The sequence below is a fragment of the Kitasatospora sp. NPDC001261 genome (genome assembly GCF_042896795.1).
In the GTDB taxonomy this organism is placed as follows: Bacteria; Actinomycetota; Actinomycetes; order Streptomycetales; family Streptomycetaceae; genus Kitasatospora.
This window is the reverse complement of the sequence record NZ_JBIAXP010000036.1, coordinates 82463-108954: the sequence shown is the minus strand read 5'-3', so window position 1 is coordinate 108954 and position 26492 is coordinate 82463. Positions and strand designations below refer to the sequence as shown.

The window sequence follows — 26492 nt, the reverse complement described above, 5'->3', positions numbered from 1 at the left end:
GCCCGGTGGAGACCGGCGTCCGGCCGTCGGCCCGCGACGGAGCAGGCCATGACCCCGTCCCCCGGTGGCGAGACCGAGCCGCCCGCCGAGAACGACCGCCGCGCCGCACCGGCCGCGCCCGGCTCGGCAGGGGACAGCGAACCCGGCGGCATCCGCGCAACCGGCACGGCCGGGCAGAGCGGGGGCGGGGGCTTGGCCGGCGGGGTGTCGAACCGGGTAGAGGGCAGCACGGTCGGCGGGAGCGTGTTCCAGGTCGGCGGGGTCGGCGGCGACCTGACCGTCCACCAGGTCCACCACCACGCGGCGCCCGCCCCGGAGGTGCGATGGCCGCTGTTCCTCGGTCCGGTCCCGAATCTGGCCGGGCACTTCCAGCATCGCCCCGAGACCGCAGCACTGCGGGCCTCACTCGCCGAGGGCGGTGCGAGGACCGCGGTGCTGGGGCAGGTCGTCACCGGCACCGGCGGTGTCGGCAAGACCCAGCTCGCCGCCCACCACGCCCACCAGACCTGGCAGGCATCCCTCACCGCCAGCGAGGCAGGTGCGGCCGGCGGCGGCCCGACAGCGGAGGCTGCCGCGGCACGGCCCGGGCCGGTGGCTCCGAGCGGCCCTTCCCCCGCTGCGCCCCCGGACGGCGTGAGCCCCGCCGGGGCCGTCGGGGCCGGCAGTGCGGTGGAGGCGCTGCCGGTGGCGGTGGACCTGGTGGTGTGGGTGAACGCCACCACCGCCGGGGCCGTCACCAACGCGTACGCCCAGGCCGCCCGCGAGGTGGCGCCCGGCCGGTACGACGGGCAGGACGCCGAGGAAGCGGCCCTCGGTTTCCTCGGCTGGCTGCGCGGCAGCGGGCGGCGGTGGCTGATCATCCTGGACAACGTTCCCGACCCGGCCGCGCTGACCGGGCTGTGGCCGCCCGAGGTGCCCGCGGGGCGGACGGTGGTCACCACCCGCAGCCGCCATGCCGCCTGGGCCACCTCCGCCCGCGCCCTCCTCCCCGTCTCGATGTACGCCCCGGCCCAGTCCCTCGCCTACCTCCGCTCCGCCCTCGACCACCCCGACCGCGCCCACCTGCACGACAGCGACGACGAGCTCGCCGCGCTGGCCGACGACCTCGGGCACCTGCCCATCGCGCTCGCCCAAGCCGTCGCGTACCTCACCGACACCGCCCGCACCATCGACCGCTATCGCACGCTGCTCGCCGACCGTGCCCGCACCCTCCGGCAGAGCCTGCCCGCCCAGAGCGGTCTACCCGACCAGCAGCACCTGGCCGTCACCGCCCTGTGGGACATCTCCATCGAGCAAGCCGACCGCACCCGGCCCGAAGGCCTCGCCCGGCCCCTGCTCGAACTCGTCGCCGTCCTCGACCCCGACCAGATCCCCGACACCGTCCTCACCACGAAGACCGCCCGCACCCACCTCGCCCGGGCCGGCCGGCCGGATACCTCCGGCGGCGAGGCCCGGCCAACGGCGAGCGGCACTTCGACGGCGCCAAGCGGGGAACACGCGGCCGAGGAGACCGGGCCCGAGCCCGCCGACGTCGCGGACGCCGAGGACGCCCTGCGCGTCCTGCACCGCCTCAACCTCCTCGACCACACCCCCGCCCCGACCGGCGCCGACTGGGAGGATCACCCCAGCGGCGACCAGGGCAGCGACGGCCCCGGCGACCGGGGCGGTGGGTGGGGGACGGTGCGCGTCCACCGCCTCGTCCAGCACGCCGTCCGCGACACCCCACCCGCCCGCGCGCACCGCGGTCCCCTCGTGCGCGCCGCCGCCGACGCCCTGCTGGAGGCCTGGCCCGCCGAAGACCACCACGACCAGGCCCTCGCCGCCGCCCTGCGCACCAACACCACCGCCCTCACCAGCCACGCCGGCGACCACCTCTGGCACCCTGACAGCCACGACCTGCTCGGCCGGGCGGGCACCACCCACTGGCAGCACCTCGCCGCCGAAGCCGAACGCCTCCTCGGCCTCGACCACCCCGACACCCTCAGCACCCGCGCCAACCTCGCCGCCGCACACTGGCAGGCCGGGCGCATCGAAGAGGCCATCGCCATCGGGGAGCAGGTGGCCGCCGACCGCGAACGCATCCTCGGTGAAGACCACCCCGACACACTCTCACTGCCCGCAACAACCTCGCCTACTCCTACAGCGAGGCCGGGCGCACCGAAGAGGCCATCGCCCTGCTGGAGCGGGTGGCCGCCGATGCCGTGCGCCTCCTCAGCCACGAGCACCCCGACACACTGGGCGCCCGCAACAACCTCGCCATCTCCTACCGGCAGGCGGGACGCACCGAAGAAGCCATCACCATCAAGGAACAGGTGCTCGCCGACCGCGAACGCATCCTCGGTGAAGACCACCCCGACACACTGGGCGCCCGCAACAACCTCGCCATCTCCTACCGGCAGGCGGGACGCACCGAAGAAGCCATCACCATCGAGGAACAGGTGGCCGCCGACCGCGAACGCATCCTCGGCCACCAGCACCCCGACACCCTGGCTGCTGTGGAGGTGCTTCGGCGCTGGCGCGCGGCCTGACCCGGTGGCGGTCGGGGGTTCCCGCTACCGGGGCGGTGTCGACCGGCGACCGCAGGTCTGGCCGACGAAGAGGTCAACGGCCGGCAGGGCCCCGGAGGTGGGTAGGCGGTGCGCGGACCGCAGGCCCGGCGAGGGCAACGAAGGAACCGGTGCGGCGGCGCCGTGGTCGCCGCACCGGATGGCAGCTCGCGCCGTCAGGGGGTGCCGCCCGCCCAGTCCCAGCGCGACGGATCTCCGGGTCGGGGTTCGTAGTGGGCGCGCCCGCCGGCGCCGTACCGACCGTTCTCGGTGCGAGCGCGGCGCCGCCGGCAAGCCGATCGGCGTCCCAGGCGGTGACGTCCAGGAGAGGCCGTCGAGCGGACCACCGACACGCTCGCGGTACACGTGCCCGGGGACGGGGTCGTCGTGGTCGGTTCCGTAGACCCGGCCCCGCAGCGGCGTCTCGTCGTCCATGGATGCGTCCGGTCCCGCGACCCGATGGTGCGGCGGTGGCCGGTCAGGAGGTGACCACCTCCAGGACGGGGTGGAAGGTGGTGTGGCTGCGGGCGTCGAGGTTGACGGCGAGGCCGACGGTGGCGAGGGGCTGGAAGAGGGCCAGGGTGAGGGAGGGGTTGCCCGGGGTGACGGCGGGGGTGACGTCGAGGGGGATCCAGTCGGGTGTGGTGGAGATCCGGCCGGTGCCGAGGGGTTGGGCCAGGCCGGGGGCGTTGGCCCAGGTGACGGCGGGTTCGGTCCAGGGGGTGGGGGCGGTGGTGAAGGCCTGGAGGGTGGCGAGGGTGCCCCCGGAGTCGGCGACCGCGCCGTGGACCCAGAGGACGGCGCGGCGGACGGTGCCGGGGACGGCGGTGGTGTCGAAGGTGAGGAGGGCGCGCCGGCTGAAGCCGCTGTCGGTGGTGTTGGTGTTCTTGACCGTCAGGGTGGTGGCGGTGCCGTAGTTGGTGGTGGCGTAGGAGCCGTCGCGGACGTAGCTGTCCTGGGTGGGGTCGAGCAGGGTCGCGGTGGCGGTCGCCGGGGCGCCGGAGGCGGTGGTGAGGGTGATGGTGCGGCCGGCGCCCTGGGTGCCGCCGAGCTCCACCAGGAGGGTCACCGCGCCCTCGGTGGAGAGCACACTGACGCCTTCGGCGGCCTCGGTGGGGCGGCCCGTGCCGGCGAGGGTGAGCGTGACGGTGGCGGCCCGGCGGGAGGGGTCGGCGACGGTGACGGTGCGGGTGCTGTCGGTGTCACGGACCAGCACCGAGCAGGGGGCGGAGGCGGTGAGCGGCCCGGCCGTGCCGGCGGCGAAGAAGTTGGCGGCGGTGACACCCGAGGCGGAGTCGGATATCGCCTGGACCGTACGGGAGTTGGCGAGGGTCGTGACGGTGGGGGCGGCCGCCCGGGCCGCGGTGGCCGCGGCGGTCGCGCCGGGCAGCACCTGGTACTCGTACCCGGCGTCGGTGGGGTTGGTGCCGTGGTCGAACCAGAGGGTGAGGTAGCGGCGGGTGAGCTGCTCGGTGGAGCCGCCGGTGTTGATGTCGTGCCAACTGCCGCTGCGGGCCTCGCGCTTCGCCCGCAGGGTGGTGCCGGCGGGCAGGACGTAGCCGCCGAAACCCGCGACGGCGACGGCGCGGGCGCCGTCGAGGCGCTGGGACCAGCCGAGGGTGGTGGGCTGGGCGGCACCGTCCACGGTGAGGGCGTGGGTGCCGGCGGGGCCGAGGTTGCGGTTGTCGACGACGGTCTCCACCGGGGTGCCGTCGGTGCAGCTGATGCCCGCGCCGAGGCAGACCACCGCATCGTCCAGCAGGAACCAGGACTTGCGTCCGGTCAGGGTGGAGGAGAGGCCGCGCAGGTCCTGGCCGACGGCGGCGTAGGTGCCGTCGGTGGCGCCGCCGGCCCAGGTGGAGTCCGGGCGGGGTGCGCCCCAGGTGCCGCCGGCGGCGTCGGCGAGCGGCTTGGCGGAGACGGTGGTGCCGGGCAGGCGGTACGGGTCCACGGTGGGCCAGAAGGCGTCCGAGTACTGGCCGTTGCCAAAGGTGGCACCCCACCAGGAGAGCATGCCGTTGTTGGTGTGCCAGCCGCGCAGGTGCTCGCCGTTGCCGGTCTCGTAGAAGGTGGTGCGGGCGGAGCAGAGGCTGAGCGAGGCGGCCCAGCCGGAGCGGCGGACCACGGCGCGGTCCATCGCGAACACCCGGGCGCCGAGCGGCTCGGGGGCGGCGGCGGTGGCGGAGTTCAGGAGGGCCTGGGCACGGGCGAGCTCGGGGACGTCGAGGTAGGCGTTGGAGAGGTAGGGCAGGTAGTGGTCACGGGTGAGCCAGCCCTTCACGGCGGAGCGCCAGGCGGCGGACTGGGCGGCCGGGGCGGCGCCGGAGTCGGCGAGGCGCAGGATGTGGCCGATCAGGGTGTGGCCCCGGACGTGGTCGTCCTGCTGGAGCTGGAGCTGGTCGCCGCTCTGGCGGCCCCGGCTGACGGCCCGCCCGCTCACGGCGTCCATCACCAGGCCGTTGTAGAGGAAGGGCGCGTAGGCGTCGGTGACGGCGTCGAAGACGTTCTGCCGGGACGGGTCGGAGATCTGCCAGGCGGAACCGGCCAGCAGGGCGAAGAGCCTGCTCAGGCCACCGAGCAGCACCTCCCCGTAGGAGCCGGTGTACGGCACCCAGGTGTGCTGGACGAAGGAGCCGTCGGCGTACAGGCCGTCGCCGGCCAGGACGTACGGGAAGACCGGGGAGAGCGCGGTGGTGGCGGTGGTGAGCTTGGCGGAGGTGCGGCCCAGCACTCCGCGCAGGGCCAGGACGCGGCACAGGTCCACCCGGTTGCCGCCGGTGCTGGTGCCCGTGTAGCTCGACACCAGGGAGTCGGGGACCTGGCGGTCCACGGCGGCGAGCAGGGCGGAGAGCCGGGTGGGCGGCAGGAGGTCGTGGGCCAGGACGCAGGTGTCGAGGAGGGCCTGCGGGGTGCCGATCTGCCAGTCCCACCAGTTGCCGTAGGCGGTGGCCGTGGGGGTGTAGGCGCCGGTGGTGGTGTTGAGGTGGTTCAGGCCGGTGGTGATCGCGGTGGCCAGGGCCTGGTCACCGGTCAGACCGGTGCCGGGCTGCGCCCAGGCCATGGCCAGGGTGCGCAGGCGGGTGTGGGAGGCGGTGACGTTCGCCGAGGCGGTGCCCAGGGGGAGGTCCGGCCAGAGGGACGTGGAGGTCGGGGCCATGGCCTGGAGCTGGGTGCGGGCCCGGTCGCCGAGGGCGGCGAGGGTGGTGGCGTAGGGGGCCGTGGCCGGGTCGAAGCCGGTGCCGGTGAGCAGGTCGAGCCAGCGCAGGCGCAGGGTGTCGTAGGCGTCGGCCGCGGCCGTGGCGGGGGTGGGGAGGGCGCCGAGGGTGAGGGCGGTGGTGCCGATGGCGGCGAGTCGCAGCAGGCGGCGGCGGGAGAGCAGGGCGGGGTTCGGCGCGGCGGTCATGGGGGGAGCTCCTCCTGGGAGGTGGGGGCCGGGCGGGACGACGGTGAGCGTCTTCGGTATGACCTCGCCGTCGGCGATCGGGTGGAGGCGCTCGGGTGGAGGTGCTCGGGTGGAGGTGCTCGGCGCGGGCCTTCTCGGCCGCGTGGTCCGGATCGCGGGAGGCCTTCCACGTCGTCAGACGGTGAAAGGAGGCGCCGCGCGGGCCAGTCGGGCGCCGGCGGCGGTGAGCCAGTGGGCCGCCCGGTGGCGGGCGTCGGCCGGGTCCCCGGACAGCCCGGTGAGGGTGAGCGCGCCGGGGTCGGAGGCCTCCCCGGCGACGACCCGGGCGGGGACGCCGGCCCGCTCCGCGCGGGTGAGGACCTCGCCGACCGCCTTGCCGAGCAGGCTGGTGCGGTCGAATCGGCCCTCGCCGGTGATCACCAGGCCGGCCCCGGTGAGGGCTTCGTCGAGGCCGGTCAGCTCGGCCACCGCCGCCGCGCCGGGGACCACCTGCGCACCCCAGGCGGTCACCAGGCCGTAGGCGGTGCCGCCGGCCGCGCCGGAGCCGGGGAGGGCGGGGTCGCCCCCGAGCAGGTCGGCGAAGCGGCGCAGCCCCGCCTCCAGGACGGCGATCCGGGCCGGGTCGGCACCCTTCTGCGGCCCGTAGACGGCGGCCGCCCCGGTGGGGCCGAGCAGCGGGTTGGTCACGTCGGTCAGCAGCCGGACGCCGCCGGGCGGGGCGGCGCGCAGGGCGGTGCGGTCGAGCCGGGCGGCCCGGGTGAGGGCGCCGCCGCCGTCCGGGAGGTCGGCGCCGGTGTCGTCCAGCAGCCGCAGGCCGAGGGCGGCCAGCAGCCCGGCGCCGCCGTCGGTGGACGCGGAGCCGCCGAGTGCGACGGTCACCTGCCGCGCGCCGGCGTCCAGTGCGGCGGCGATGGTCTCGCCCGTGCCACGGGTGCCGGCGGTGAGCGGGGCGAGGGCGCCGCCGAGCAGCGGCAGGCCGCCGGTGTCGGCGAGTTCGACCAGCGCGGTGCCGTCCGGCAGCAGCGCGTAGCGGCCGGTGACCGGCCCCCCGTCGGGGCCGGTGCAGTCGGGGACCGGGTACGGGACGGCGCCGGGGAGGGCGGCCGCGAGCGCGTCGAGGGTGCCCTCCCCGCCGTCGGCCATCGGACGGAGCAGCAGCTCGTCGTCCGGCCGCACCGAGCGCCAGCCGGCGGCCAGCGCCAGGGCGGCGTCCCGGGCGGTGACGGTGCCCTTGAAGGAGTCGGGCGCGACGACGACTCTCACGGCGAGGCCAGGTGCGTCAGGTGCCGCTCGATCAGGGTGCGCAGCGTCAGCTCGCCCGGGGTGTCCCAGATCTCCTGGTTGAAGATCTCGACCTCGATCCAGCCCTCGTACCCGGCGGCGGTGACCAGGTCGGTGAGGGTGCGGAAGTCGATGTGGCCGTCACCGACGTGGCCCCGGCCGAGCAGGGCGTCGGCGGGCAGCGGCAGGGTCCAGTCGCACACCTGGTAGGAGGCGATCCGGCCCTCTCGACCGGCGCGGGCGATCTGCTCGGGCAGTGCCGGGTCCCACCAGACGTGGTAGCTGTCGACGACGACGCCGACCTGCCGGGCGGGGTGCGGGGCGGCGAGGTCGAGCGCCTGGGCCAGGGTGGAGACCACCGCCCGGTCGGCGCAGAACATCGGGTGCAGTGGCTCGATCGCCAGTCGCACACCGAAGTCGCCCGCGTGCGTGGCGAGTTCGGCGAGCAGGTCGGCGACGGCGGCGCGGGCGCCGACCAGGTCGCGGCTGCCGGCCGGCAGGCCGCCGACGACCAGGACCAGGGTGTCGGTGCCGAGTTCGGCGGCCTCCTCGATGGCCTGGAGGTTGTCGGCGAGCGCGGCCCGGCGCCGCTCGGGGCCGTCGGCGGTGAGGAAGCCGCCCCGGCAGAGGCTGCTGACGGCGAGTCCGGCGTCCCGGCACAGCTTCGCGGAGCGGGCCAGGCCGGTTTCGGCGACCTTGTCGCGCCAGAGCCCGATGGCCGGGATGCCGGCGTCCACGCAGCCCCGCACGGCCTCCGGAAGGCTCCAGCCCCGGGTGGTGATCTGGTTGAGCGACAGCCTCGCGAGGCCGTTCGCCGCGCCGGCGCCGCTCATGCCGCCACCCCCGCGACGGCGAGCAGCCGGCGCATCCGGTCGGCCGCGAGATCCGGGTCGGGGAGCACGGCGGCGGCGTCCGCGAGCCGGAACAGTTCCACCAGGTGGGGCACCGAACGTCCGCTCTGCGCGCCGCCCACCATGGTGAAGTGGTCCTGGTGGCCCGCCAGCCAGGCGAGGAAGACCACGCCGGTCTTGTAGTGGAAGGTCGGCGCGGCGAACAGGTGCCGGGCCAGCGGCACGGTCGGCGCGAACAGCTCCTCGTAGCGGTCGAGGTCGCCCTCGTCGAGCGCCCGCAGCGCCGCCGCGGCGGTGGCCGCGATCGGGTCGAAGACGCCCAGCAGGGCGTGGCTGTGGCCGTGTTCGTCGCCGCGGATCAGCTCGGGGTAGTGGAAGTCGTCGCCCGTGTACATCCGCACGCCGGCCGGCAGCGCGCGGCGCAGGGCGATCTCCCGGTCGGAGTCCAGCAGGGAGACCTTGATGCCCTCGATCCGGTCGGCGTGCGCGCCGATCAGCTCCAGCACGGTCGCGGCGGCCGGGTCGGGGTCGGCGGAGCCCCAGTAGCCGGCCAGCGCCGGGTCGAACATCTCGCCGAGCCAGTGCAGCAGCACCGGCCGCTCGCAGGCGGCGATCAGCTTGCCGTAGACCTCCAGGTAGTCCTCCGGGCCGCGCGCGGCGGCGGCCAGGGCGCGGCTGGCCATCAGGATCGGCTGCGCGCCGGCCTCCTGGACGACGGTCAGCTGCTCCTCGTAGGCGGCGCGGACGGCGTCCAGCGGGTGGGGGCCGGGAGCGAGCTGGTCGGTGCCGACGCCGCAGGCCAGCAGGCCGCCGCAGGCGCGGGCCTCGGCCCCGGAGCGGGTGATCAGCTCGCGGGTGGCCGGCCAGTCGAGGCCCATGCCGCGCTGGGCGGTGTCCATCGCGTCGGCCACGCCGAGGCCCAGCGACCACAGGTGTCGGCGGAAGGCGAGGGTGGCGTCCCAGTCGACGGCGGCGGGTGCGCCGGGGGCGTTGTCGCCCAGCGGGTCGGCGACCACGTGGGCGGCGGCGAAGGCCGTCCGCGAGCGGGCGGGGGCGGGCGGGGCGGGCAGGACGGCGGGCTCGCGCAGCCGGAGCCGGCCGTGGCCGGGCAGGTGGATCTCGGTCATGGTGTCAGCGCATTCGTCTCGTCGGCGGGCGGCTGCGGGGCGCTCGGGTCTCCCCGGCGGCCGGGTGCTCGGTGGCCGGCCCGGATGCGGCCGGCGGCCGTCACAGGGACAGCTCGGGGACGTCCATCCGGCGTCCCTCGCGGGCGGAGCGCAGGCCGAGTTCGGCGAGCTGCACGCCCTTGGCACCCTCCAGCAGGTCCCAGTGGTACGGGGAGCCGGTGGTCACGTGGCGCAGGAAGAGCTCCCACTGCGCCTTGAATCCGTTGTCGAACTCCTCGTTGTCCGGCACCCGCTGCCACTGCGCGCGGAACGGCTCGGTCGCCGGCAGGTCCGGGTTCCAGACCGGCTTGGGGGTCGCCGCGCGGTGCTGGAAGCGGCACTCGCGCAGCCCGGCGACCGCGCTGCCCTCCGTGCCGTCGACCTGGAACTCCACCAGTTCGTCGCGGTCCACCCGGACCGCCCAGGAGGAGTTGATCTGGGCGGTGATGCCGCCCTCCAGCTCGAAGACGCCGTACGCGGCGTCGTCGGCGGTGGCCCGGTAGACCTGCCCGCGCTCGTCGGTCCGCTCGGGGATGTGGATGGCGGTGTGCGCGTACACGGAGCGGACGGGGGCGATGATGCCGTCCAGCACGTAGCGCCAGTGCGGGAACATGTCGAGGACCATGCCGCCGCCGTCCTCGGCGCGGTAGTTCCAGGACGGCCGCTGGGCCTGCTGCCAGTCGCCCTCGAAGACCCAGTAGCCGAACTCGCCGCGCACGGAGAGGATCCGGCCGAAGAACCCGCCGTCCACCAGCCGCTTGAGCTTGCGCAGGCCGGGGAGGAAGAGCTTGTCCTGGACGGCGCCGTTGCGCACCCCGGCGTCGCGGGCGAGGCGGGCGAGGTCGAGCGCGGCCTCCAGCGACTCGGCGGTGGGCTTCTCGGTGTAGATGTGCTTGCCGGCGGCGATCGCCGTGCGCAGCGCGGTCTCCCTGGCGGGGGTGACCTGGGCGTCGAAGTAGATCTCGGCGAGCGGGTGGGCGAGGGCCTCGTCGAGCGAGGTGGTCCAGTGGGTGAGGCCGTGCCGGTCGGCGAGGTCCTTGAGCTTGTCGGCGCTGCGGCCGACCAGGATCGGCTCGGGCCACAGCGTGTCGCCGTCGCCGAGCGGCAGGCCGCCCTGATCGCGGATGGCGAGGATGGAGCGGACCAGGTGCTGGCGGTAGCCCATCCGGCCGGTGACGCCGTTCATGACGATGCCGATCACCCTGCGGGGCATGGGGGTTCTCCGATTCGTTGCTGGTGCGGGGAGCACGTGGTGCGAGGGACGTGCTGAGAGGAGCGTGCTGCGGGGCCGCGCGGCACGGGGGCGCGGCGCGGGGTCACGCGGTGCGGTGTCCGTCCTCGGCGAGGACGGGGTGGGCGAACGGATGCCCGGCGGTGTAGCGGGCGAGCTCGTCGGCGGCGGCGGCCGCCATCCGGTGCAGCTCGCCGCCGAGCGAGCCGGCCACGTGGGGGGTGAGGAAGACGTTCGGCAGCTCGTAGAGCGGGGAGTCGGCGGGCAGCACCTCCGGCTCGGTGACGTCGATGACGGCGTCGAGGCGTCCGGAGGCGGCCTCGCGCACCAGTGCTTCCTGGTCGACCAGGGAGCCGCGCGAGGTGTTGACCAGGGTGGCGCCGTCGCGCATCAGGGCGAGCCGGCGGCCGTCGATCAGGTGCCGGGTGGCCGGCAGTTCGGGGGCGTGCACGCTCACCACGTCGGAGGCCGCGCAGAGTTCGTCCATCTCCACGGCGCGGGCGCCGAGCCGGGCGGCCTCGGCGGGGTCGACGTACGGGTCGTGGAGCAGCAGGTCCAGGTCGTGCGGGCGCAGCAGTTCCATCACCCGCCGGCCGATCCGGGAGGCGCCGACGATGCCGACGGTGCGCCGGTAGTTGCCGGCCGCCCCGTACGCCAGCTGCCAGTCGTGGGGGGCGCGGCGGCGCCGGTACTCCTCACGGATCGGCAGCAGCCGCTTGTTGGCGAGCAGGACGACGGCGACGGTGTACTCGGCGACCGGCAGGGCGTTGGCCCAGGCCGCGGAGGTGACCTTGAGGCCGTGGCGCCAGCAGGCGTCGGTGATGTGGTGTTTGACCGAGCCGGCGGCGTGGATGACGGCGCTCAGCCGCGGGGCGCCGGCCAGCACCTCCTCGTCGATCGGCGGGCAGCCCCAGCTGGAGACGATCACCTCGGCGTCGGCGAGCGCCGCGCGGGCCTCGGGGGTGGTGAAGTCGTCAAGGACGAGTGCCGGGTCGAGGTCGGCCAGGGCGGTGAGCCGGGCCATGGTGTGCGGGTCGATCAGGCGCCCGGCGAGCTCGCGGTGCATGGCGAGGACGGCGCGGGGGCGGCTGGCGGGCCGGCCGTCGGGCACGGTGGTCTCCCGGTCGGGCGTAGGGGCGGGCGTGGTGGCGGTGCCGGTCGCGGCGGTGGCGGGGTTCGGGCTCACTTGACGCTCCCCGCGGTCAGGCCGGCCTTCCAGTGCCGCTGGAGCAGCACCAACGCGAGGACGAGCGGCACGACGGCGAGCAGCGAGCCGGTGATGACCAGCGGGTAGTACTCGGGGAAGGCCTTGGTCTGGGCGTTCCAGCTGAACAGGCCGAGGCTGACCGGGAAGAGCCGGCTGTCGGAGAGCATCACCAGCGGCAGGAAGAAGTTGTTCCAGATGGCGGTGAACTGGAACAGCAGGACGGTGACGAAGCCGGGCATCACCATCCGCAGCCCGATCGACCAGAAGGTCCGCAGCTCCCCGGCGCCGTCCATCCGGGCGGCCTCCAGGACCTCGTTCGGCACGTAGCCGGCGCAGAACACCCGGGCCAGGTAGACGCCGAAGGGGTTGACCAGCGAGGGCAGGAAGACCGCCCAGAAGGTGTTGACGATGCCGAGCTCGGAGGCCAGCAGGTACATCGGCAGGGCGAGCGCGGTGGTGGGCACCAGCACGCCCAGCAGCACGAGGCCGAACACCTTCTCCTTGCCGGGGAAGCGGTAGACGTGGAAGGCGTAGCCGGCCGCGACGCACACCAGCGCGCACAGCAGCGAGCCGATCCCGGCGTACAGCAGCGAGTTCAGGTACCAGCGGAAGTAGATGCCGCCGCCGGTGGTGGCCAGGTCGTGCAGGTTCTGGCCGAGCCGGAAGTTGTCGGCGCCCAGGGCGTTGCCGCCGAGCAGGTCGGCGGTGTTCTTGGCGGAGGCGGTGAGCAGCCAGCCGAGCGGCCACAGGGTGTAGACGGTGGCCAGGACCAGGGTGCCGTTGACGGCGGTCTTGGAGAGTGTCCAGGGGCGGCGCGGCCGGGCGGCGCGGGCCGGGCGGCGGGGCGGGGCGCCGCTGGGGCGGGTGGCGGTGGTGGTCATGCGTCGGCCTCCCGCCGGCGGTCGGAGCGGCCCCGGGTGAGCCGGGTGACGGCGAAGGAGAGCCCCGCCGCGGCGAGGGCCAGCAGCACCGAGGCGGAAGCGGCGAGCCCGTAGTCGTGGCGTTCGAAGGCGGCCGTGTAGGCGTACATGTTCGGGGTCCAGGAGGAGGTGACGCCCGGTGAGGTGCCGTAGAGGATCATCGGCTCGGTGAACAGCTGGAGCGAGCCGATGACGGTGAACAGGCCGACCATGGCGATCGAGGGCCGGATCAGCGGCACCTTGATGTTCAGGGCGGTGCGCAGCTCCCCGGCGCCGTCGACGACGGCGGCCTCCAGCACGGAGCGGTCGACGGCCTGCAGCGCGGCGTAGAAGATGACCAGGTTGTAGCCGGTCCACTGCCACAGCGCCATGTTGACGACGGCGGGCAGCGGGTGGCCGAGCGGGTCGGGCTGGGTGCCCAGGGACTCCAGTGCGTCCAGTACGGGGCTGATGCCGGGGGTGTAGAGGTACATCCACAGCAGCGCGGCGATGATGCCGGGTACGGCGTGCGGGATGAACAGCGCCAGTTGGAAGAAGCGCCGGGCGCGGGCCAGCGTGGAGTCCAGCAGCAGGGCCAGGACGAGCGCCAGGCCGGTCATCAGCGGGATGTAGATCAGGCAGTACTGGGCGGCGGTCAGGAAGCCGCCGCGGAAGGCCGCGTCCGACAGTGCCCGGGTGTAGTTGCCGAGCCCGGTGAAGACCGTCTCGGCGTCGCCGAAGCCGAGGCCGGAGCGGTGTTCGGTGAAGAGGCTGAGCCGGATCGCGTAGCCGATCGGGATCAGCGTGCACGCGGTGAAGAGCAGGAGGAACGGGGCGAGCAGCACGGCCGGTGCCCCGTACCGCCCGCGCCACCGGCCGGCGGTGGCGCGGGTGGTACGGCCTGGATGGGTGCCGGTGGTCACTGGGCGACCTTCAGTCCGCGGTTCTTGAACTCGGCGAGGGTGGCCTGCTGCGCGGCGGTGAGCGACTCGTCGATGGTGCCGGTCCGGCCGGCGACCTTGCCGAAGGAGTCCTTCAGCGAGCCGTTGGTGACGCCCATCGCCGGGCCCCAGGTCCAGCCCGGCTTGACGGACTTGGCGGCGTCCGCGTAGAGGGCGTAGAGGTCCTGGCCGCCGTAGAAGTCGGTGTTGAAGGCCTGCTTGGCGGCCGGCACGAGCTCGGTGGCGGCCGGGTAGGCGGAGGAGGTGCCGGAGGAGATCCGGGCCTTGAAGCCGTCCGCGGTGGTGGTCGCCCAGGTGGCGAACTCGACGGCGGCCTTGGCCTTCTTGCTGTCCTTGGACACGGCGAAGGTGGTGCCGCCGAGCATGCCGCTGGCGGGGCTGCCGTCCCAGCTGGGCATCGGCGCGGCCGCCCAGGTGCCGTTGACCTCGGGGGCGGTGCCGAGGTTGGCCTTCAGGACGCCGCCGCCCCAGGTGGCGCCGAGGTAGCCGGCCGTCTCGCCCTTTTGCAGGGAGGCGGTCCACTGCTGGCTGAAGGACGGCATGACGCGCACGAGGTCCTCGTCGGCCAGCTTCTGCCAGTAGTCGGCGACCTTGCGGGTCTCCGGCCCGGTCAGGTCGGCCTTCCAGGCCTCGTCGGCGGCGGCGAACCAGTGGGCGCCGTTCTGCCAGGCCATCGCCTCGAAGGTGGTCGGGTCGTCGGGGAAGAAGGTGGCGATGCGGGTGTCGGGCTGGGCGGCCTTCAGCTGCTGCGCCGCGGTGCGGAACTCGTCCCAGGTCTTGGGGACGGTGATGCCGGCCTTGGCGAAGAGGTCCTTGCGGTAGTAGAAGACCTGGGGGGAGGCGTCCAGCGGCAGGGCCCAGGTGCGGCCGCCGAGCGAGGTGAGTTCGACGGCCTGCGGCAGGTACTTGGCCTTGAGGTCGCCGTCGACCAGCTTGCTGATGTCCTGGACGGCGCCCTGGCTGACGAAGTCCGGCAGCTGCGGGTACTCGACGTTGAAGACGTCGGGGGCGTTGCCGGCCTTCACCGCGTTGGAGAGCTTGGCGTAGCCGCCGGCCGCGCCGGCCGGGATCTCCTCGAAGACGACCTGGATGTTCGGGTGGCTCGCGTTGAACGCGGCGACCACGTCCTTGGTGCCCTTCGCCCAGCCCCAGAAGGTCAGGCTGACCGGCTTGCCGTCGTCCGCGGCGGTGGCCGCCGCCCCGTCGCCGCTGCTGCCGCAGGCGGCGAGCAGGGTGACGCAGAGCGCGGCCGAGGTGGCCGCGGCGGCGGTGCGGAGGGCTCTGCGCCGGGAGAGGGGGGTCGAGCGCATCGGTGGGCTCCTTAGGACGAGGGTGCACAGGGCCCGGAAACGGTCGGCTCCGGCCGGGACCCGCAGAGGGTGGGGGCGATTGGCTGTCATCCTGAGCAGATAGGCGATCGGAGTCAAGAGATTTGGATCAAATGATCTGACATGATCGACCTGCCGGGCCTCCGAAGCCGCCCTTGCGATCACTGGAATGCCGGAAAATCGGGGCAATACGCTGCCGCGGCGACAACATCACAATCCGATCAAGCCGTTCATTTGATCGCTCCAGCTTGACGAACGATCAGGCACTACCTAGATTCCGGCCCACCACCCGATCACGGAGGACCTCATGCGCCTGCCCCCGGAGGACCGCGACCTCAGCCCGCACACCGGCTGGACCAGGGAGCACTGGGAGGCGGTGGCCGACGGCCTGCTGACCGCGGTCCTCCCCCACGCCAGTCCCGCCGGGGCGCTGATCGACCTGCCCGGCCCCCGCCCGAGCCGCTCCGGGCGCCGCTCCGACGCCCTGGAGGGCTTCGCCCGCACCTTCCTGCCCGCCGCCCTGCGGGTGGCCGGCGCGGGCGGCACCGATCCGCACGGCCTGCTGGCGCACTATGCCGCCGGACTCGACGCCGGCACCCGCACCCCCACCGGCGAGCGCGACCTCGCCGACGGCGACCGCGAGTCCTGGCCGCTGATCACCGACCGGGGCCAGGCCATGGTCGAGGCCGCCTCCATCGCCTTCGCCCTGCGCCTGACCCGCCCCTGGCTCTGGGACCGGCTGTCCGGGCCCGTCCGCGACCGGGTCGGCCGCTGGCTCGCCGACGCCCTGCACCGCGTGCCCAACGACAACAACTGGCAGCTCTTCCCGCTGTCCGTCGGCGGCTTCCTCGCCGAGGCCGGCATCGCCGAACCCGAGGCCCGCGCCGCCGTCCGCCGCGGGCTGGAGCACATCGACCGCTGGTACCTCGGCGACGGCTGGTACACCGACGGCCGCCCCCGCGCCTTCGACCACTACAACGGCTGGGCCCTGCACCTGTACCCCGTCCTGCACGCCCACCTCGCCGGCGACCGGGCCCTGGGCGCCGTGTACGGCGAGCGCCTCGCCGCCCACCTGGCCGGCTACGCCCACACCTTCGGGGCCGACGGCGCGCCCGTCCACCAGGGCCGCTCGCTCACCTACCGCTTCGCCGCCACCGCCCCGCTCTGGGCCGGGGCTCTGACCGGCCACACCCCGCTCGCCCCCGGCACCACCCGCCGCCTCGCCTCCGGCGCCCTGCGCCACTTCCTCGACCGCGGCGCCGTCGACGACCGGGGCCTGCTCACCCTCGGCTGGCACGGACCCGACCTCCGGCTCGTCCAGGCCTACTCCGGCCCCGCCTCCCCGTACTGGGCCGGCAGCGCCTTCCTCGGCCTGCTGCTCCCGCCCGGCCACCCGGTGTGGACCGCGCCGGAGGGACTCGCACCCGTCGAGGAGCGCGACACCGTCCTCGCCCTGCACGGGCCCGGCTGGCTGGTGCAGTCCACCGCCGCCGACGGCCTGGTCCGGCTGCACAACCACGGCAGCGACGACCAGCCCGCCGACGCCGTGGGCCCGGACGACCCGTACTACGCGCGGCTCGCCCACTCCACCGCCACCGGGCCGGCCTTCGAGGGCCCCGCCGACAACCACCTCGCCCTGCTGACCGACGCCGGACCCACCGAACGCGGCCGCGTCCACCCGCTCGGCACCGGGCCCGGCTGGGCCGCCTCCCGCTGGCACCCGCGCGTCGGCGGCCGTGAACTGCCCGGCGTCACCGTCACCTCGCTCACCCTGGCCCACGGCGCCGAGGAGTTCCGGGCCCACCTGGTCACCGGCGGGCCGGCCGGCACCCCGGTCACCCAGACCGGCTGGGCCGTCGCGGGCCGGGGCGCCGGGCAGCGTGCCGGTGCCGGAGTGCGGGCCGACGGCGGGCAGCGCGCCGGTGCCGGAGTGCGGGCCGACGGCGGGCTCGCCTCGGAGCTGCACGCCCTGCGCGGCTTCACCACCGCCGGCGCCGAGCACGTCCCCGGCGGTACCGCGTTCGGCCCCGAGGCCGCCCTGCCGGTGCTCACCGGCGAGCTTCCCGCCGACGGCCCGGCCCTGTTCGCCTGCGCCGCCCGGCTCACCGCCGTCGCGCGGCCGCCGGCGCTCGCGGACACCGTCGAGCTGACGGCCCGGCCGGACGGGCAGGACCCGGAGGCCGTCCTGCTGACCGTCCGCCTCGCCGGCGCACCGGGCCTGCGGATCCGCCTGGCACCCGCCGCCGTCACCGTCCACCCCGCCGAAGGGGACTGAACCGCCGTGCCCCTCGCCCTCGCCACCCTCGGCCTGCCCGGGACGCCGCTCGACCGGGCCGCCGCCCTCGCCGCCGAACACGGCTGGCACGGCCTCGAACTGCGCTGCGCCGACGACCAGCCGGTCCGCCTCGGGCTGGACCCGGACGAACGCCGCCGCGCCGCCCGCCTGCTGTCCACCGCCGGGGTCCTCCCGCTGACCCTCGCCTCCTACGTCGGCGTCGCCGCGCCCGGGCCGGACGCGCCGGTGCTCGCCGCGCTGACCGCCCACCTGCGGCTGGCCGCCGACCTCGGCTGCCGCCACCTGCGGGTCTTCCCGCACGGCGGCCCCGGCCCGGCGGCCGAGGCCGACGAGCGCGCGGTCCGCCGCCTGCGCGCGGCGGCCCCGCGGGCGGCGGCCCTCGGCGTGCGGATCCTCGTCGAGACCCACGACTCCCACCGCGCCGGGGCAGCCCTGGCACCCCTGCTGAACCGGGTGGACCACCCCGCGGTCGGAGCGCTCTGGGACCTGCTGCACACCTGGCTGGCCGGCGAGACCCCGGCACAGACCCACCGCGCGCTCGGCCCCCACCTCGGCTACGCGCAGGTCAAGGACGTCGCCTCGGCGGACGACCTCACCCCGCTGCCGCTCGGCACCGGAGTGCTGCCGATCGCCGACTGCCTGCACCTGCTGCCGCCCGGCACCTGGGCGGCCTGGGAGTACGAGGCCCCCTGGCACCCGCGCGCCGCGCCCCTGGCACCGCGGCTGGGCGGCGGGGCGCGCCACCTGTCCGCACTGCTGCCGGGCTGAGGGCGCACACGGGTTCCTCAGGCCCTGTCCGGCCGAGGCGGCGCCGCGCCCCTCACCCCAGGGTCGCGGCGCCCGTCCGCGGGGCCGTCCGCTCGGCCCCGCAGGAAGCGCGCACGCGCAGGACCGGGAGCAGCGCCGTGCGGTGCACCGGCAGCTCGGCGCCCGCCGCCAGGCGGCGCAGCAGCAGGTCGACGGCCGCCGCGCCCACCGCGTGCTTGGGCGGGGCGACGGCGGTCAGCGGGGGCGCGGCGAGCGCGGCGAAGACGTCGTCGTAGGCGACCAGTGCCATGTCCGCGGGCACCGCCAGGCCGTGCGCGCGCAGCAGCGGCGCCAGCCGCAGCGCGTCCTGGTCGTTGTGGACGAGCAGCGCCCGGGTCCCGGACCGCGCGGCCTCGGCGATCCGTGCCACCAGCGGCTCGGGATCGGCCGGCAGGTTGCCCGGCCCGAGCATGTCCAGCGCCGGCAGGTCGGGCAGTCCGAGCAGCCGGGTGCCCTCCCGGTATCCGGCCCGCACCTCGGCGGCCGTCCAGGAGTCGCCGCGGGCGGCCAGCAGCACGCTCCCGTGGCCGAGCCCGGCCAGGTGGCGCAGGGCGCTCAGGACCCCGTGCCGGTGGTCGGAGGCCACGGTGTCCAGTCCGGCCCCGGGGCCGTCCGGGGTGGGGGAACGGCGCTCCACCAGCACGGCGGGCACCGGCAGGGCGTCCAGCCAGGCGTAGTCCTCGGCCGTCCGGCCCGGGACCAGCCCCGGGGCCAGCAGCAGGCCCTCGGCTCCGGACTCCAGCAGGCGTTCGGCCTGTAGCCGGTCGCCGCCCGCCCCGTACGGGGCGATGCCCAGGACCAGCCGGGCCCCGGCGGCCGCGGCGGCGGCCCGGGCCCCGGCGATCACCTCGTCGAAGTAGGAGCCGACCGAGGGCACCAGCAGGCCGAGGGCGCGGCCCTGCCCGGGGCTGGGGGCGAGCGGCGGCCCGGCGCCGTCGTCCGGGCGTTCCAGGGAGACGAAGCCGTGCGAGCGGGAGAGCCGGCCGGCGTCGGCGAGCGCGGCGACGTCCCGGCGGACCGTCACGGCCGGGATGCCCAGCCGGTCGGCCAGCTCCGTGAGGCGGACCCGCCCGCCGAGCTCGCCGACGGCCGACACGATCAGCCTGCGGCGCTCTTCCCCCGAGATGGCCATTCCGGCCTCCATCCGTCGTGCCGGCCGACGCGTCGTCCGGAAGCGGTCAGCCGATGATATTCCGATCGAAGAGTATCGTTCGATCGGAAATTGATCAATAAAGCCGATGATCGCCGATCGATTGACCGTGCGATCACCGAACTCCTAGGGTGACCACGGTGGCCGCCGCCGATCCGCCCGCGGCCACCCGCGCAGCCGTGCGCCCGGACCCACCGAGGTCCCCACACCCCCCTCACTCCCGCTCCCCTCCCGCGGAGGACCCGATGGCCGACCAGGCCCCCCACCCCGCCCTCACCACCGACGGCGACACCTTCCTGCGCGGCGGACGTCCGCACCGGATCGTCTCCGCCGCCGTCCACTACTTCCGCATCCGCCCCCAGCAGTGGACCGATCGCCTCACCCGGCTGCGCGCCATGGGCGTCAACACCGTCGAGACCTACGTCGCCTGGAACTTCCACCAGCCCACCCCCGGCCGCGCCGACTTCACCGGCGACCGCGACCTCGCCGCCTTCGTCCGCGCCGCCGGCGACCTCGGCCTCGACGTCATCGTCCGCCCGGGCCCCTACATCTGCGCCGAATGGGAGTTCGGCGGCCTGCCCGGCTGGCTGCTCGCCGACCCCGCGATGCGGCTGCGCCGCCTCGACCCGCCCTTCCTCGCCGCCGTGGACGCCTGGTTCGACCACCTGGTACCCGTACTGCTCCCGCTGCTCTCCTCCCACGGCGGCCCGGTGGTCGCCGTCGCCGTGGAGAACGAGTACGGCAGCTACGGCAACGACACCGCCTACCTCGAACATCTGAGGGACGCCCTGGTCGCCCGCGGCGTCGACGTCCTGCTGTTCACCGCCGACGGTGCCGAGGACGGCTTCCAGCTCGGCGGCCGGGTGCCCGGACTCCTCACCACCGGCACCTTCGGCTCCCGCCCCGAGGAGTCCCTCGCCTGCCTGCGCCGCCACCAGCCGGTCGGCCCGCTGGTCACCATGGAGTACTGGTGCGGCTGGTTCGACCACTGGGGCGCACCGCACCACGTGCGCGACGCCGAGGACGCCGCCGAGGTCCTCGACGCCCAGCTCGCCGCCGGCGCCTCCGTCAACATGTACATGGGCCACGGCGGCACCAACTTCGGCTGGTGGAACGGCGCCAACCACGACGGCACGAGCTACCAGCCGGACGTCACCAGCTACGACTACGACGCCCCGGTCGGCGAAGCCGGCGAACTCACCGAGAAGTTCCACCTCTTCCGCGCGGTGATCGAACGCCACCTCGGCCCCAACCCCCACCCGCTGCCGCCGCTGCCCGCCCGCCTCGCCCCCCGCAGCGCCCCCGTCACCGCCGGCCGCCCGCTGCTCGGCGCCGGCGGCGCCCTCGGCGAACTCTCCACCGCGCACCACCTCCCCGAGCCCCTCCCGATGGAGCGGCTCGGCCAGAACCTCGGCCTCATCCACTACCGCACCCGTCTGCGCGGCCCGCTCGCCCACGGTGAACTGCGGGTGGACGGCCTCGCCGACCGCGCCCAGGTCTTCCTCGACGGCGAACCCCTCGGCGTCCTCGACCGCAACCACCCCGAACAGGCCCTGCCGCTGCAGGTGCCCGAGGGCGGCGCCGTCCTGGAACTGCTCGTCGAGAACCTCGGCCGGATCAACTACGGCCCGCTGCTGCACGACCCCAAGGGCATCACCGGCGGTGTCCGGGTCGACCGGCAGTACCAGTTCGGCTGGGAGATACGCCCGCTGCCCCTCGACGACCTGACGGCCCTCGCCCTCGGCGCGCCCTCCACCGCCGACGGCCCCGGCTTCCACCGCGCCGAACTGACCGTCGACACCCCCGCCGACGGCTTCCTCGCCCTGCCCGGCTTCACCAAGGGCATGGTCTGGCTGAACGGCTTCGCGCTCGGCCGCTACTGGGACCGCGGCCCGCAGCGCACCCTCTACGCCCCCGCGCCGCTCTGGCGGGCCGGCGCCAACGAGCTGCTGGTCCTCGAACTCCACCGCCCGGGCGACCGCGTCGAACTGGTCGAGGGCCCCGACCTCGGCCCCGCCGTCCCCGAGGAGCGCTACGGCTCCTGACCCCTCCCGCCCCGCGGGCGCGCGCCGGCCCCCGGCCCGGGCCCGCGGGGAGCCCGCACCGGCCGTCCGCCCGGTGACCGAATGGTAGGTTCCTGTCCACCTCGACAGACCGGCCCACCGACAGGGAGTGCCATGCCGATCCCGGCGGACGATCGCCGCGCCCGCATCCTCGACACGGTGCGCGGCCTGGGCACCGTCCGGGTGGTGGACCTCGCCGAGCGGCTCGGCCTGCCCGCCGTCACCGTCCGCCGGGACGTCGCGGGCCTCGCCGACGCGGGCCTGCTCCGCCGCACCCACGGCTCCGTCTCCTTCGGCGGCCCCGCGGACGCCCCCGCCCCCGTGCCGCCCCGGCCCGCCGAGGCCCCCACCCTGGGCCTGCTCGTCCCCGCCGTGGTGCAGTACTTCGACGAGGTCATCGCCGGCGCGCGCACCGCCGCTGCCGAGGCCGGCGCGCACCTGGTCCTCGGCATCTCCTCCTACGAGGCCAGCGCCGACCGCGTCCAGGTCGACCAGCTCCTCGCCTCCGGCGCCCAGGGCCTTCTACTCGCCCCGAACTGGACCGCCGCCGACCGCCCCGAGGACCACGCCTGGACGGCCGAACTCCCCGTCCCCGCCGTCCTGCTGGAACGACGCCCGGCCCCCGGCAGCCCCGCCGCGGCCCTCGACGCGGTCGGCTCCGACCACCGCCACGGCGTCCTGCTCGCCTTGCGCCACCTCACCTCCCTCGGCCACCGCCGGGTGGCCCTGGCGGCCCGCACCGACACCTGGACGGCCTACCAGGTCCGCCTGGGCTACACCGACGCCTGCCGCACCCTCGACCTGCCGGCCGAACCCGTCATCGACGTCCGCACCCCGGCCGCCGGCGTCGACTCCGTCGCCGCCCGGCTCGCCGAGGCGGTCGCCGACGGGGTCCGCGCCGCCCTCGTGCACAACGACCAGGACGCCCTGCAGCTGCTGCCCCTGCTGCGCACCCGCGGCGTACGGATCCCCGAGGACCTCGCCCTGGTCGCCTACGACGACGTGTTCGCCGCCCTCGGCGCCCCGCCGCTGACCGCCGTGGCCCCGCCCAAGCGCGCCGTCGGCGCCGCTGCGGTGGACCTCCTGGTCCGCCGGCTGGCCGCCACCGGCCCCGCCCTGCCGGTGCACCACCTGGACCTCCTGCCGGACCTGACGGTGCGCGAGTCCTCCGGGGCCTGAGGGGGCGATGAAGGTGTACTTCATCCCCATTGGCCCGGCGCGGCTGAGCCGGTTCGAGGAGATCGGCCGCAGGCTCGGCCACCACGAGTGGGTCGTCGAGGACGGCAGTCTCAACATCTCGTCGGACCTGGAAGACTGACCGGGACATCGCTCCGGCGCCGGTGACGATCAGGGCCACCGGCGGGTACCCGGTCAGGGCCTCGGGTCGAGCGCGGGGCTGAGCCCGATGTCCTCTGACACGCGGTCCTGACCGATTGCCAAGTGATCCTGACCAGCGCGGTGAAGTGCTCACCGGTACGGGCTGTCACTGTCCCGCCGTACGCTCCCCCGAGCTGGAAGAGCCAGCCGGTCCGGGATTCCCGGGGCCGGCAGCGAGAAGGGTGCGGGACACGTGAGCTGGGATGTTGTCGCGGCGGACGAGCGGATCCGGTGGACATCGGAGCCGCTCCGCCGGGTAGGCCCGCTGCGGTTCGGGATGACGGCCGAGGAGGCCGAGCAGGCACTCGTCGGCGAGCTCGTGCCCAGCCCGTGGAGAAGGGTCCGACCGCACTACGGGTCCGTGGTGAGCAGCGAGTTCAATCTCCCTCGCGTGCCGGCCTTGGCGGCCGTCACCGCGTACTTCGACGCCGGGCGCCTGGTGGGCGTGGCGTTCGACGCGCGGCGCGGTCCCCAGGTCTTCCTGAACGGTCTGCCGTTGGTGGGGCGTGTGCCGTCCGAGCTGGTGGCCGACCTCACCGCGCACGCCGACACCCACGACGTCTATCTGCAGCACACCCAGCTGGGGGACCTGGCCTCGGAGGAGTTGGGGTTCTTCGGCTCCACCCAACGGGCCGGTGACGTACTCCTCACGAGGGCGATGCTGGTCGACTCCCGTTGGGCGGAGCGGATCGGCGACCACTCCGAGACCTATCTCCCCACCGCGGAGTGGCGGGACCGCATGTGGTGACCATGCCCTCCCCCTGGGCAGCGCGCTGGGTGCCGAGGCAGCGCCGGGAGCCCATGCTGCGGTGATCCACCCGGAAGGTGTCGACGAACGTCCCGGTCCCGGACGGCAGCCGCGGCGAAGGCTTCGGCCGCGACCGCAGGCTGCCGAGCCGGGGGCGGGGGCGCAGCGGGCCGGAGGGCGACCAGGCGTTCAACGCCGGGGGCGGGGCGGGGCGAGGGCCCCCGGCGCGCGTTGGGGGCCGTTGCCACCGCGGCCGATGTTTCGTCAGAATCTGTTGTGTGACGTAACACTCGGCCAGCAGGCCGGCCTGGGCACGGCCCGGGTGTGGCCGCGACCTGCCGAAGGCGGCCACCGGCCGCCCCGCCCTCCACTGCAGCCCGGCCTGCCGCCAGGCCGAACACCGCCGACGCCGCCTCGAAGAAGAACTCCCCGCCCTACGGGACGAGGCCCGCGCCCTGCGACGCGGCCTCGGCGGCGACGAACACGCCCAGCAGGCCTGCAGGAACTCGACAGCGGCCAGGTCCTGGTGTTCGTCCGCCACGCCCGCACCGCCCGGACCGCGCTCGACAACGCCTTCACCGTCCTCGAACTCCCCGCGCCATCCCCCGACCAGGCGGCTGGCGGGCACCAGGACGGGCCAGCCCCCGCGGGCCGCGGCAAACGCGTGCAGGTCCACGGTCAGCAGAGCCTCCCCGAGGCCCCGCTGACCGCCTTCCAGAACGCCTGCGGAGCCGGGGCGGGCGACCAGCTGTGCCCCTGGCCTGTGCCCGGTGTCGGTGGTCGCGCGTAGGGTCCGTGATCATGTTCAAGGGATGGTGGCACGTGGTGCCGGACGACGAGCGGCCGCAGTGGACGCTGGACCCCTACGTGAGCGTGGGACCGCTGCGCTTCGGGATGCGCGCGGCGGAGGTCGAGGACACGGTCAGCGGAATGACGGCGGACACCGGGCACCGCAGGTTCACGGGCCGTGGCAACGCCTGGGAGCTCGTCGAGGCCACCTACCGCGAGTTCGGCCTCCACTTGTACTACGACGGCCAGCGGCTCACGGGTGTCGTGGTCGACGCCCTGTGCGGGCCCCAGGTCCTCGCGGACGGCGTGCCGCTGGTCGGGCAGGTGCCCTCTGCGGTGGAGCGGTGGATGACCGAGCGTGCCGAGCAGCGGCCGCCGGACACCGAGCTCGCCTACATGAGCGCCGGCGTGCCCGCCTCGCGGTCCCTGGGCGTGACGGTCAACGTGCAACGGGAAGGCGACCGACTCCTCACCCGGCCGATCTTCTACCCGGCCGAGGCTCTCGACGACCTCTCCCACTGGCTACCGAGGGACACCTGGTCAATTCACGACTGAGCGCCGTAAGGGCAACCGCTCGCCGAAGCCGCCGACGCAGGATGCAGCGGCAGTTTCCTCGCCTTTGCTCCCGGGAGGCACGGCGGCCACGCGGAACCGGTAGGGGTCCAGGTTACCTCCCTACTGAATCAAGATCAACAGCATCGAGGGGCGATCCCTTCCTCCGCCTTTTGGTTTTCCCAACTGGGCTGAACAGCGGGCCCGGATTCTGCAAGTCCAATGGCCAACACATGATCAATTAACAAGATCTTTCAAAACAGCCGGGACGGAGCAGCCGTGAGCCGATCGGACGAAATCCGTGGACACCCGCCGCCGGGGTCCCGGCCGGAGAGCCGGTGGGCTGAACACTGACTGCCGCTCGGAACCGGCGAGCGCGAGGGAACGAGGAGACCTGGTGAACCACGGAATGAGCGTGCTGCTCCGGGCGATTCCGCTGCTCATGGGCGCGGTGTCGGCCGCGCTCGGCGGCTACGTCCTCGCGCACTCCACCGGGCCGAGCGCCCGGGTCGCGGGCCTGACGCTGGTCTTCCTGGCCGCCGTCTGTCTCTGCCTGTTCGCCGTCGCGGCGACCGTCGTGCGGCAACTGATCGGCCGTTTCGGCGCGTTGGACCGGATCGGCTACCCGGCGTTCGGCTTCGCGGTGTCCGGGGCCGCCGTCGGCTACGGGCTGGGCCTGCTGGCGGAGAGCCACCGGCCGGTGGCCGACTTCGTGGCCGGCGGCGTGGTCCTCGGCATCGGCCTGGTCTGCGTGTGCGTCTCGTCGGTGGCCGCGGTCGCCACCCGCTTCACGCTGATCGGGCAGAACGCCGTCCTGCCGGAGGGTTCCCCGCCGCGCTCGCCCGCGCCGTTCGGCCGGTCCGCGGCCCGGGCGCTGGTGGCGGTCCCGGTCCTTGCGGCCGCCGCCGCCTGGGCGTGGGCGACCGTCATGCTGGCCAACGGGGGCGGCGGGGACTCGGACGGGCGCTTCACGGCCGGGCACGTGGTGGTCGACCAGGCGATCATCTGCACCGCCCTGATCGGGCTGGTGATCACCCTGCTGCGGCAGATCCGGAACACCTACACCCGGCGGGAGCGGGTCTGGTGGCTCGTCCCGGCAGCCGTGCTCGGCGCCATGGACATCACCGGGGGCCTGGTCGTCGTCGCCCTGGACCCCCGGCCCGGTCAACTGGCCACCGGGTACGTGCAGATCGGGCTGGGTCTGCTGTGCTGGACGGTGCTGAGCGCGGTGCTGCTGCTCGCCCTCGGCTGGCGCCGTGCCGCGCCGCCGGCCGGCCGCGTCCCGCTGGTCCCGGTCGGCGCCACACTGCTGTGCCTGTTCATGTCGGCGTTCCTGTTCGAGTCGGCCGACCCGGACGTGACGGTCGCGGCCCGGGTCCTGGTCGGCCTCGGCGCCGTCTGCTTCTCGCTGTTCGCCGTGGTCTCCGTCCTGGAGGCCGGCGTCGCCGACCGGAACTGACCGGCCGCCCGAAGAAGCCGGCCGCGAAGGTGACACACGCGGAGAAAGAGGCCCGAAACCTCGCCGCAGCCACCCAGTACCGCGAGCGGGAAGGGCACCTCAACGTGCCGCGCAGACACAAGGAGACCCTGCGACTCACCGACGGGAGCACCGCCGAGATCGGCCTCGGCCACCAGGAGCCGCTCCGCTCCGAAACAGAACCAGAACGGCCACCCCACAGAGCGCCGGCCGACCGCGCGCAGCCGCCGGGGCGTCCCGGGCCGCCAGGTCTGATCGCGGGTCGGGACCGCAGTGCGGCAGTGCGGTACGGATCCTTCTGTCCAGGGGAAACGCGCGGCCGCCGCCGAGGTGGTCCGGGGATGAGCAACGATCCAACC

At 74.9% G+C, this 26492-nt stretch carries 20 protein-coding genes and 2 pseudogenes; 12 read left to right on the top strand and 10 right to left on the bottom strand.

Annotated elements, in window-relative coordinates; translation table 11 throughout:
- Positions 1–48: 48 nt before the first annotated feature.
- From ACFY4B_RS36970 to ACFY4B_RS36960, 3 genes and pseudogenes are all read left to right on the top strand, one after another.
- Positions 49–2043: pseudogene (locus tag ACFY4B_RS36970) on the top strand (hypothetical protein); the annotation flags it as partial.
- A 104-nt stretch (positions 2044–2147) separates the two neighbouring features.
- Positions 2148–2261 (top strand): annotated as a pseudogene (locus tag ACFY4B_RS36965) (hypothetical protein); the annotation flags it as partial.
- Positions 2235–2528: a tetratricopeptide repeat protein gene (locus tag ACFY4B_RS36960; RefSeq protein WP_387975414.1), complete on the top strand. Its 294-nt coding sequence runs from the start codon at positions 2235–2237 to the stop codon at positions 2526–2528. The pseudogene ACFY4B_RS36965 and the gene ACFY4B_RS36960, both read left to right, overlap by 27 nt.
- 496 nt (positions 2529–3024) lie before the next feature.
- Here ACFY4B_RS36960 and ACFY4B_RS36955 read toward each other — a convergent pair whose 3' ends face one another.
- The 9 genes from ACFY4B_RS36955 to ACFY4B_RS36915 form a co-directional block, all read right to left on the bottom strand.
- Positions 3025–5949 (bottom strand): polysaccharide lyase family 8 super-sandwich domain-containing protein, encoded by a 2925-nt coding sequence (locus ACFY4B_RS36955; RefSeq protein ID WP_387975390.1) that lies wholly within the window; start codon positions 5947–5949, stop codon positions 3025–3027.
- Between the two features lie 174 nt (positions 5950–6123).
- Positions 6124–7212, bottom strand: a complete 1089-nt coding sequence (locus ACFY4B_RS36950) for a glycerate kinase (protein WP_387975387.1) — start codon at positions 7210–7212, stop codon at positions 6124–6126.
- Positions 7209–8063, bottom strand: a complete 855-nt coding sequence (locus tag ACFY4B_RS36945; RefSeq protein WP_387975384.1) for a sugar phosphate isomerase/epimerase family protein — start codon at positions 8061–8063, stop codon at positions 7209–7211. The genes ACFY4B_RS36950 and ACFY4B_RS36945 overlap by 4 nt, the downstream gene beginning before the upstream one ends.
- Positions 8060–9208 carry a dihydrodipicolinate synthase family protein gene (locus ACFY4B_RS36940; RefSeq protein ID WP_074006085.1) on the bottom strand — a complete coding sequence of 383 codons (1149 nt, stop codon included), beginning with the start codon at positions 9206–9208 and terminating at the stop codon, positions 8060–8062. Before ACFY4B_RS36940 ends, ACFY4B_RS36945 begins: the two co-directional genes overlap by 4 nt.
- 100 nt (positions 9209–9308) lie before the next feature.
- Positions 9309–10460 carry a Gfo/Idh/MocA family protein gene (locus ACFY4B_RS36935; protein ID WP_387975381.1) on the bottom strand — a complete coding sequence of 384 codons (1152 nt, stop codon included), beginning with the start codon at positions 10458–10460 and terminating at the stop codon, positions 9309–9311.
- Between the two features lie 103 nt (positions 10461–10563).
- Positions 10564–11544 (bottom strand): hydroxyacid dehydrogenase, encoded by a 981-nt coding sequence (locus ACFY4B_RS36930; protein WP_387975411.1) that lies wholly within the window; start codon positions 11542–11544, stop codon positions 10564–10566.
- Between the two features lie 116 nt (positions 11545–11660).
- Positions 11661–12566, bottom strand: a complete 906-nt coding sequence (locus tag ACFY4B_RS36925) for a carbohydrate ABC transporter permease (protein WP_049657190.1) — start codon at positions 12564–12566, stop codon at positions 11661–11663.
- Complete coding sequence (locus ACFY4B_RS36920; RefSeq protein ID WP_375876133.1) at positions 12563–13507, bottom strand: carbohydrate ABC transporter permease; 945 nt, start codon at positions 13505–13507, stop codon at positions 12563–12565. The genes ACFY4B_RS36925 and ACFY4B_RS36920 overlap by 4 nt, the downstream gene beginning before the upstream one ends.
- Positions 13504–14856: an ABC transporter substrate-binding protein gene (locus ACFY4B_RS36915; RefSeq protein WP_079272882.1), complete on the bottom strand. Its 1353-nt coding sequence runs from the start codon at positions 14854–14856 to the stop codon at positions 13504–13506. Before ACFY4B_RS36915 ends, ACFY4B_RS36920 begins: the two co-directional genes overlap by 4 nt.
- Before the next feature lie 325 nt (positions 14857–15181).
- Between ACFY4B_RS36915 and ACFY4B_RS36910 the strand changes: the two genes are divergently transcribed.
- Both ACFY4B_RS36910 and ACFY4B_RS36905 read left to right on the top strand, forming a co-directional pair.
- The gene (locus tag ACFY4B_RS36910; protein ID WP_387975378.1) at positions 15182–17149 is read left to right on the top strand and encodes a DUF2264 domain-containing protein; all 1968 of its coding nucleotides are present in this window, start codon (positions 15182–15184) and stop codon (positions 17147–17149) included.
- A 6-nt stretch (positions 17150–17155) separates the two neighbouring features.
- Entirely contained in the window at positions 17156–17938 is a 783-nt protein-coding gene (locus ACFY4B_RS36905; protein ID WP_387975375.1) for a sugar phosphate isomerase/epimerase family protein, read from the top strand.
- Between the two features lie 52 nt (positions 17939–17990).
- On the opposite strand, the gene ACFY4B_RS36900 is transcribed toward ACFY4B_RS36905, so the two are convergent.
- Positions 17991–19109, bottom strand: coding sequence for a substrate-binding domain-containing protein (locus ACFY4B_RS36900; protein WP_387975372.1), 1119 nt, complete (start codon positions 19107–19109; stop codon positions 17991–17993).
- 263 nt (positions 19110–19372) lie between these two features.
- On the opposite strand from ACFY4B_RS36900, the gene ACFY4B_RS36895 reads away from it, so the two are divergent.
- The 7 genes from ACFY4B_RS36895 (at position 19373) to ACFY4B_RS36865 (ending at position 26115) form a co-directional block, all read left to right on the top strand.
- The gene (locus ACFY4B_RS36895; RefSeq protein ID WP_387975369.1) at positions 19373–21172 is read left to right on the top strand and encodes a beta-galactosidase family protein; all 1800 of its coding nucleotides are present in this window, start codon (positions 19373–19375) and stop codon (positions 21170–21172) included.
- Between the two features lie 132 nt (positions 21173–21304).
- Positions 21305–22369 (top strand): substrate-binding domain-containing protein, encoded by a 1065-nt coding sequence (locus tag ACFY4B_RS36890; RefSeq protein ID WP_387975366.1) that lies wholly within the window; start codon positions 21305–21307, stop codon positions 22367–22369.
- Between the two features lie 7 nt (positions 22370–22376).
- A complete protein-coding gene (locus ACFY4B_RS36885; RefSeq protein ID WP_274538713.1) occupies positions 22377–22508 on the top strand; it encodes a hypothetical protein in 132 nt (43 codons plus the stop codon).
- Between the two features lie 252 nt (positions 22509–22760).
- Positions 22761–23315, top strand: a complete 555-nt coding sequence (locus ACFY4B_RS36880) for a hypothetical protein (RefSeq protein WP_387975363.1) — start codon at positions 22761–22763, stop codon at positions 23313–23315.
- Positions 23316–23841: 526 nt separating this feature from the next.
- A complete protein-coding gene (locus ACFY4B_RS36875) occupies positions 23842–24105 on the top strand; it encodes a hypothetical protein (RefSeq protein WP_387975360.1) in 264 nt (87 codons plus the stop codon).
- Between the two features lie 11 nt (positions 24106–24116).
- A complete protein-coding gene (locus ACFY4B_RS36870) occupies positions 24117–24659 on the top strand; it encodes a hypothetical protein (protein WP_387975357.1) in 543 nt (180 codons plus the stop codon).
- A gap of 394 nt (positions 24660–25053) precedes the next feature.
- The gene (locus ACFY4B_RS36865) at positions 25054–26115 is read left to right on the top strand and encodes a DUF2776 family protein (protein WP_387975355.1); all 1062 of its coding nucleotides are present in this window, start codon (positions 25054–25056) and stop codon (positions 26113–26115) included.
- Positions 26116–26492 lie beyond the last annotated feature (377 nt).

Excerpts from the sequence above, each read along its gene's own strand:
- ACFY4B_RS36895 (WP_387975369.1), top strand. The coding sequence starts at position 19,373 with ATGGCCGACCAGGCCCCCCACCCCGCCCTCACCACCGACGGCGACACC.
- ACFY4B_RS36890 (WP_387975366.1), top strand. The coding sequence starts at position 21,305 with ATGCCGATCCCGGCGGACGATCGCCGCGCCCGCATCCTCGACACGGTG.
- ACFY4B_RS36935 (WP_387975381.1), bottom strand. The coding sequence starts at position 10,460 with ATGCCCCGCAGGGTGATCGGCATCGTCATGAACGGCGTCACCGGCCGG.
- ACFY4B_RS36930 (WP_387975411.1), bottom strand. The coding sequence starts at position 11,544 with ATGCACCGCGAGCTCGCCGGGCGCCTGATCGACCCGCACACCATGGCC.
- ACFY4B_RS36945 (WP_387975384.1), bottom strand. The coding sequence starts at position 8,063 with ATGAGCGGCGCCGGCGCGGCGAACGGCCTCGCGAGGCTGTCGCTCAAC.
- ACFY4B_RS36900 (WP_387975372.1), bottom strand. The coding sequence starts at position 19,109 with ATGGCCATCTCGGGGGAAGAGCGCCGCAGGCTGATCGTGTCGGCCGTC.
- ACFY4B_RS36940 (WP_074006085.1), bottom strand. The coding sequence starts at position 9,208 with ATGACCGAGATCCACCTGCCCGGCCACGGCCGGCTCCGGCTGCGCGAG.
- ACFY4B_RS36885 (WP_274538713.1), top strand. The coding sequence starts at position 22,377 with ATGAAGGTGTACTTCATCCCCATTGGCCCGGCGCGGCTGAGCCGGTTC.
- ACFY4B_RS36925 (WP_049657190.1), bottom strand. The coding sequence starts at position 12,566 with ATGACCACCACCGCCACCCGCCCCAGCGGCGCCCCGCCCCGCCGCCCG.
- ACFY4B_RS36915 (WP_079272882.1), bottom strand. The coding sequence starts at position 14,856 with ATGCGCTCGACCCCCCTCTCCCGGCGCAGAGCCCTCCGCACCGCCGCC.
- ACFY4B_RS36955 (WP_387975390.1), bottom strand. The coding sequence starts at position 5,949 with ATGACCGCCGCGCCGAACCCCGCCCTGCTCTCCCGCCGCCGCCTGCTG.
- ACFY4B_RS36870 (WP_387975357.1), top strand. The coding sequence starts at position 24,117 with ATGTTCAAGGGATGGTGGCACGTGGTGCCGGACGACGAGCGGCCGCAG.
- ACFY4B_RS36910 (WP_387975378.1), top strand. The coding sequence starts at position 15,182 with ATGCGCCTGCCCCCGGAGGACCGCGACCTCAGCCCGCACACCGGCTGG.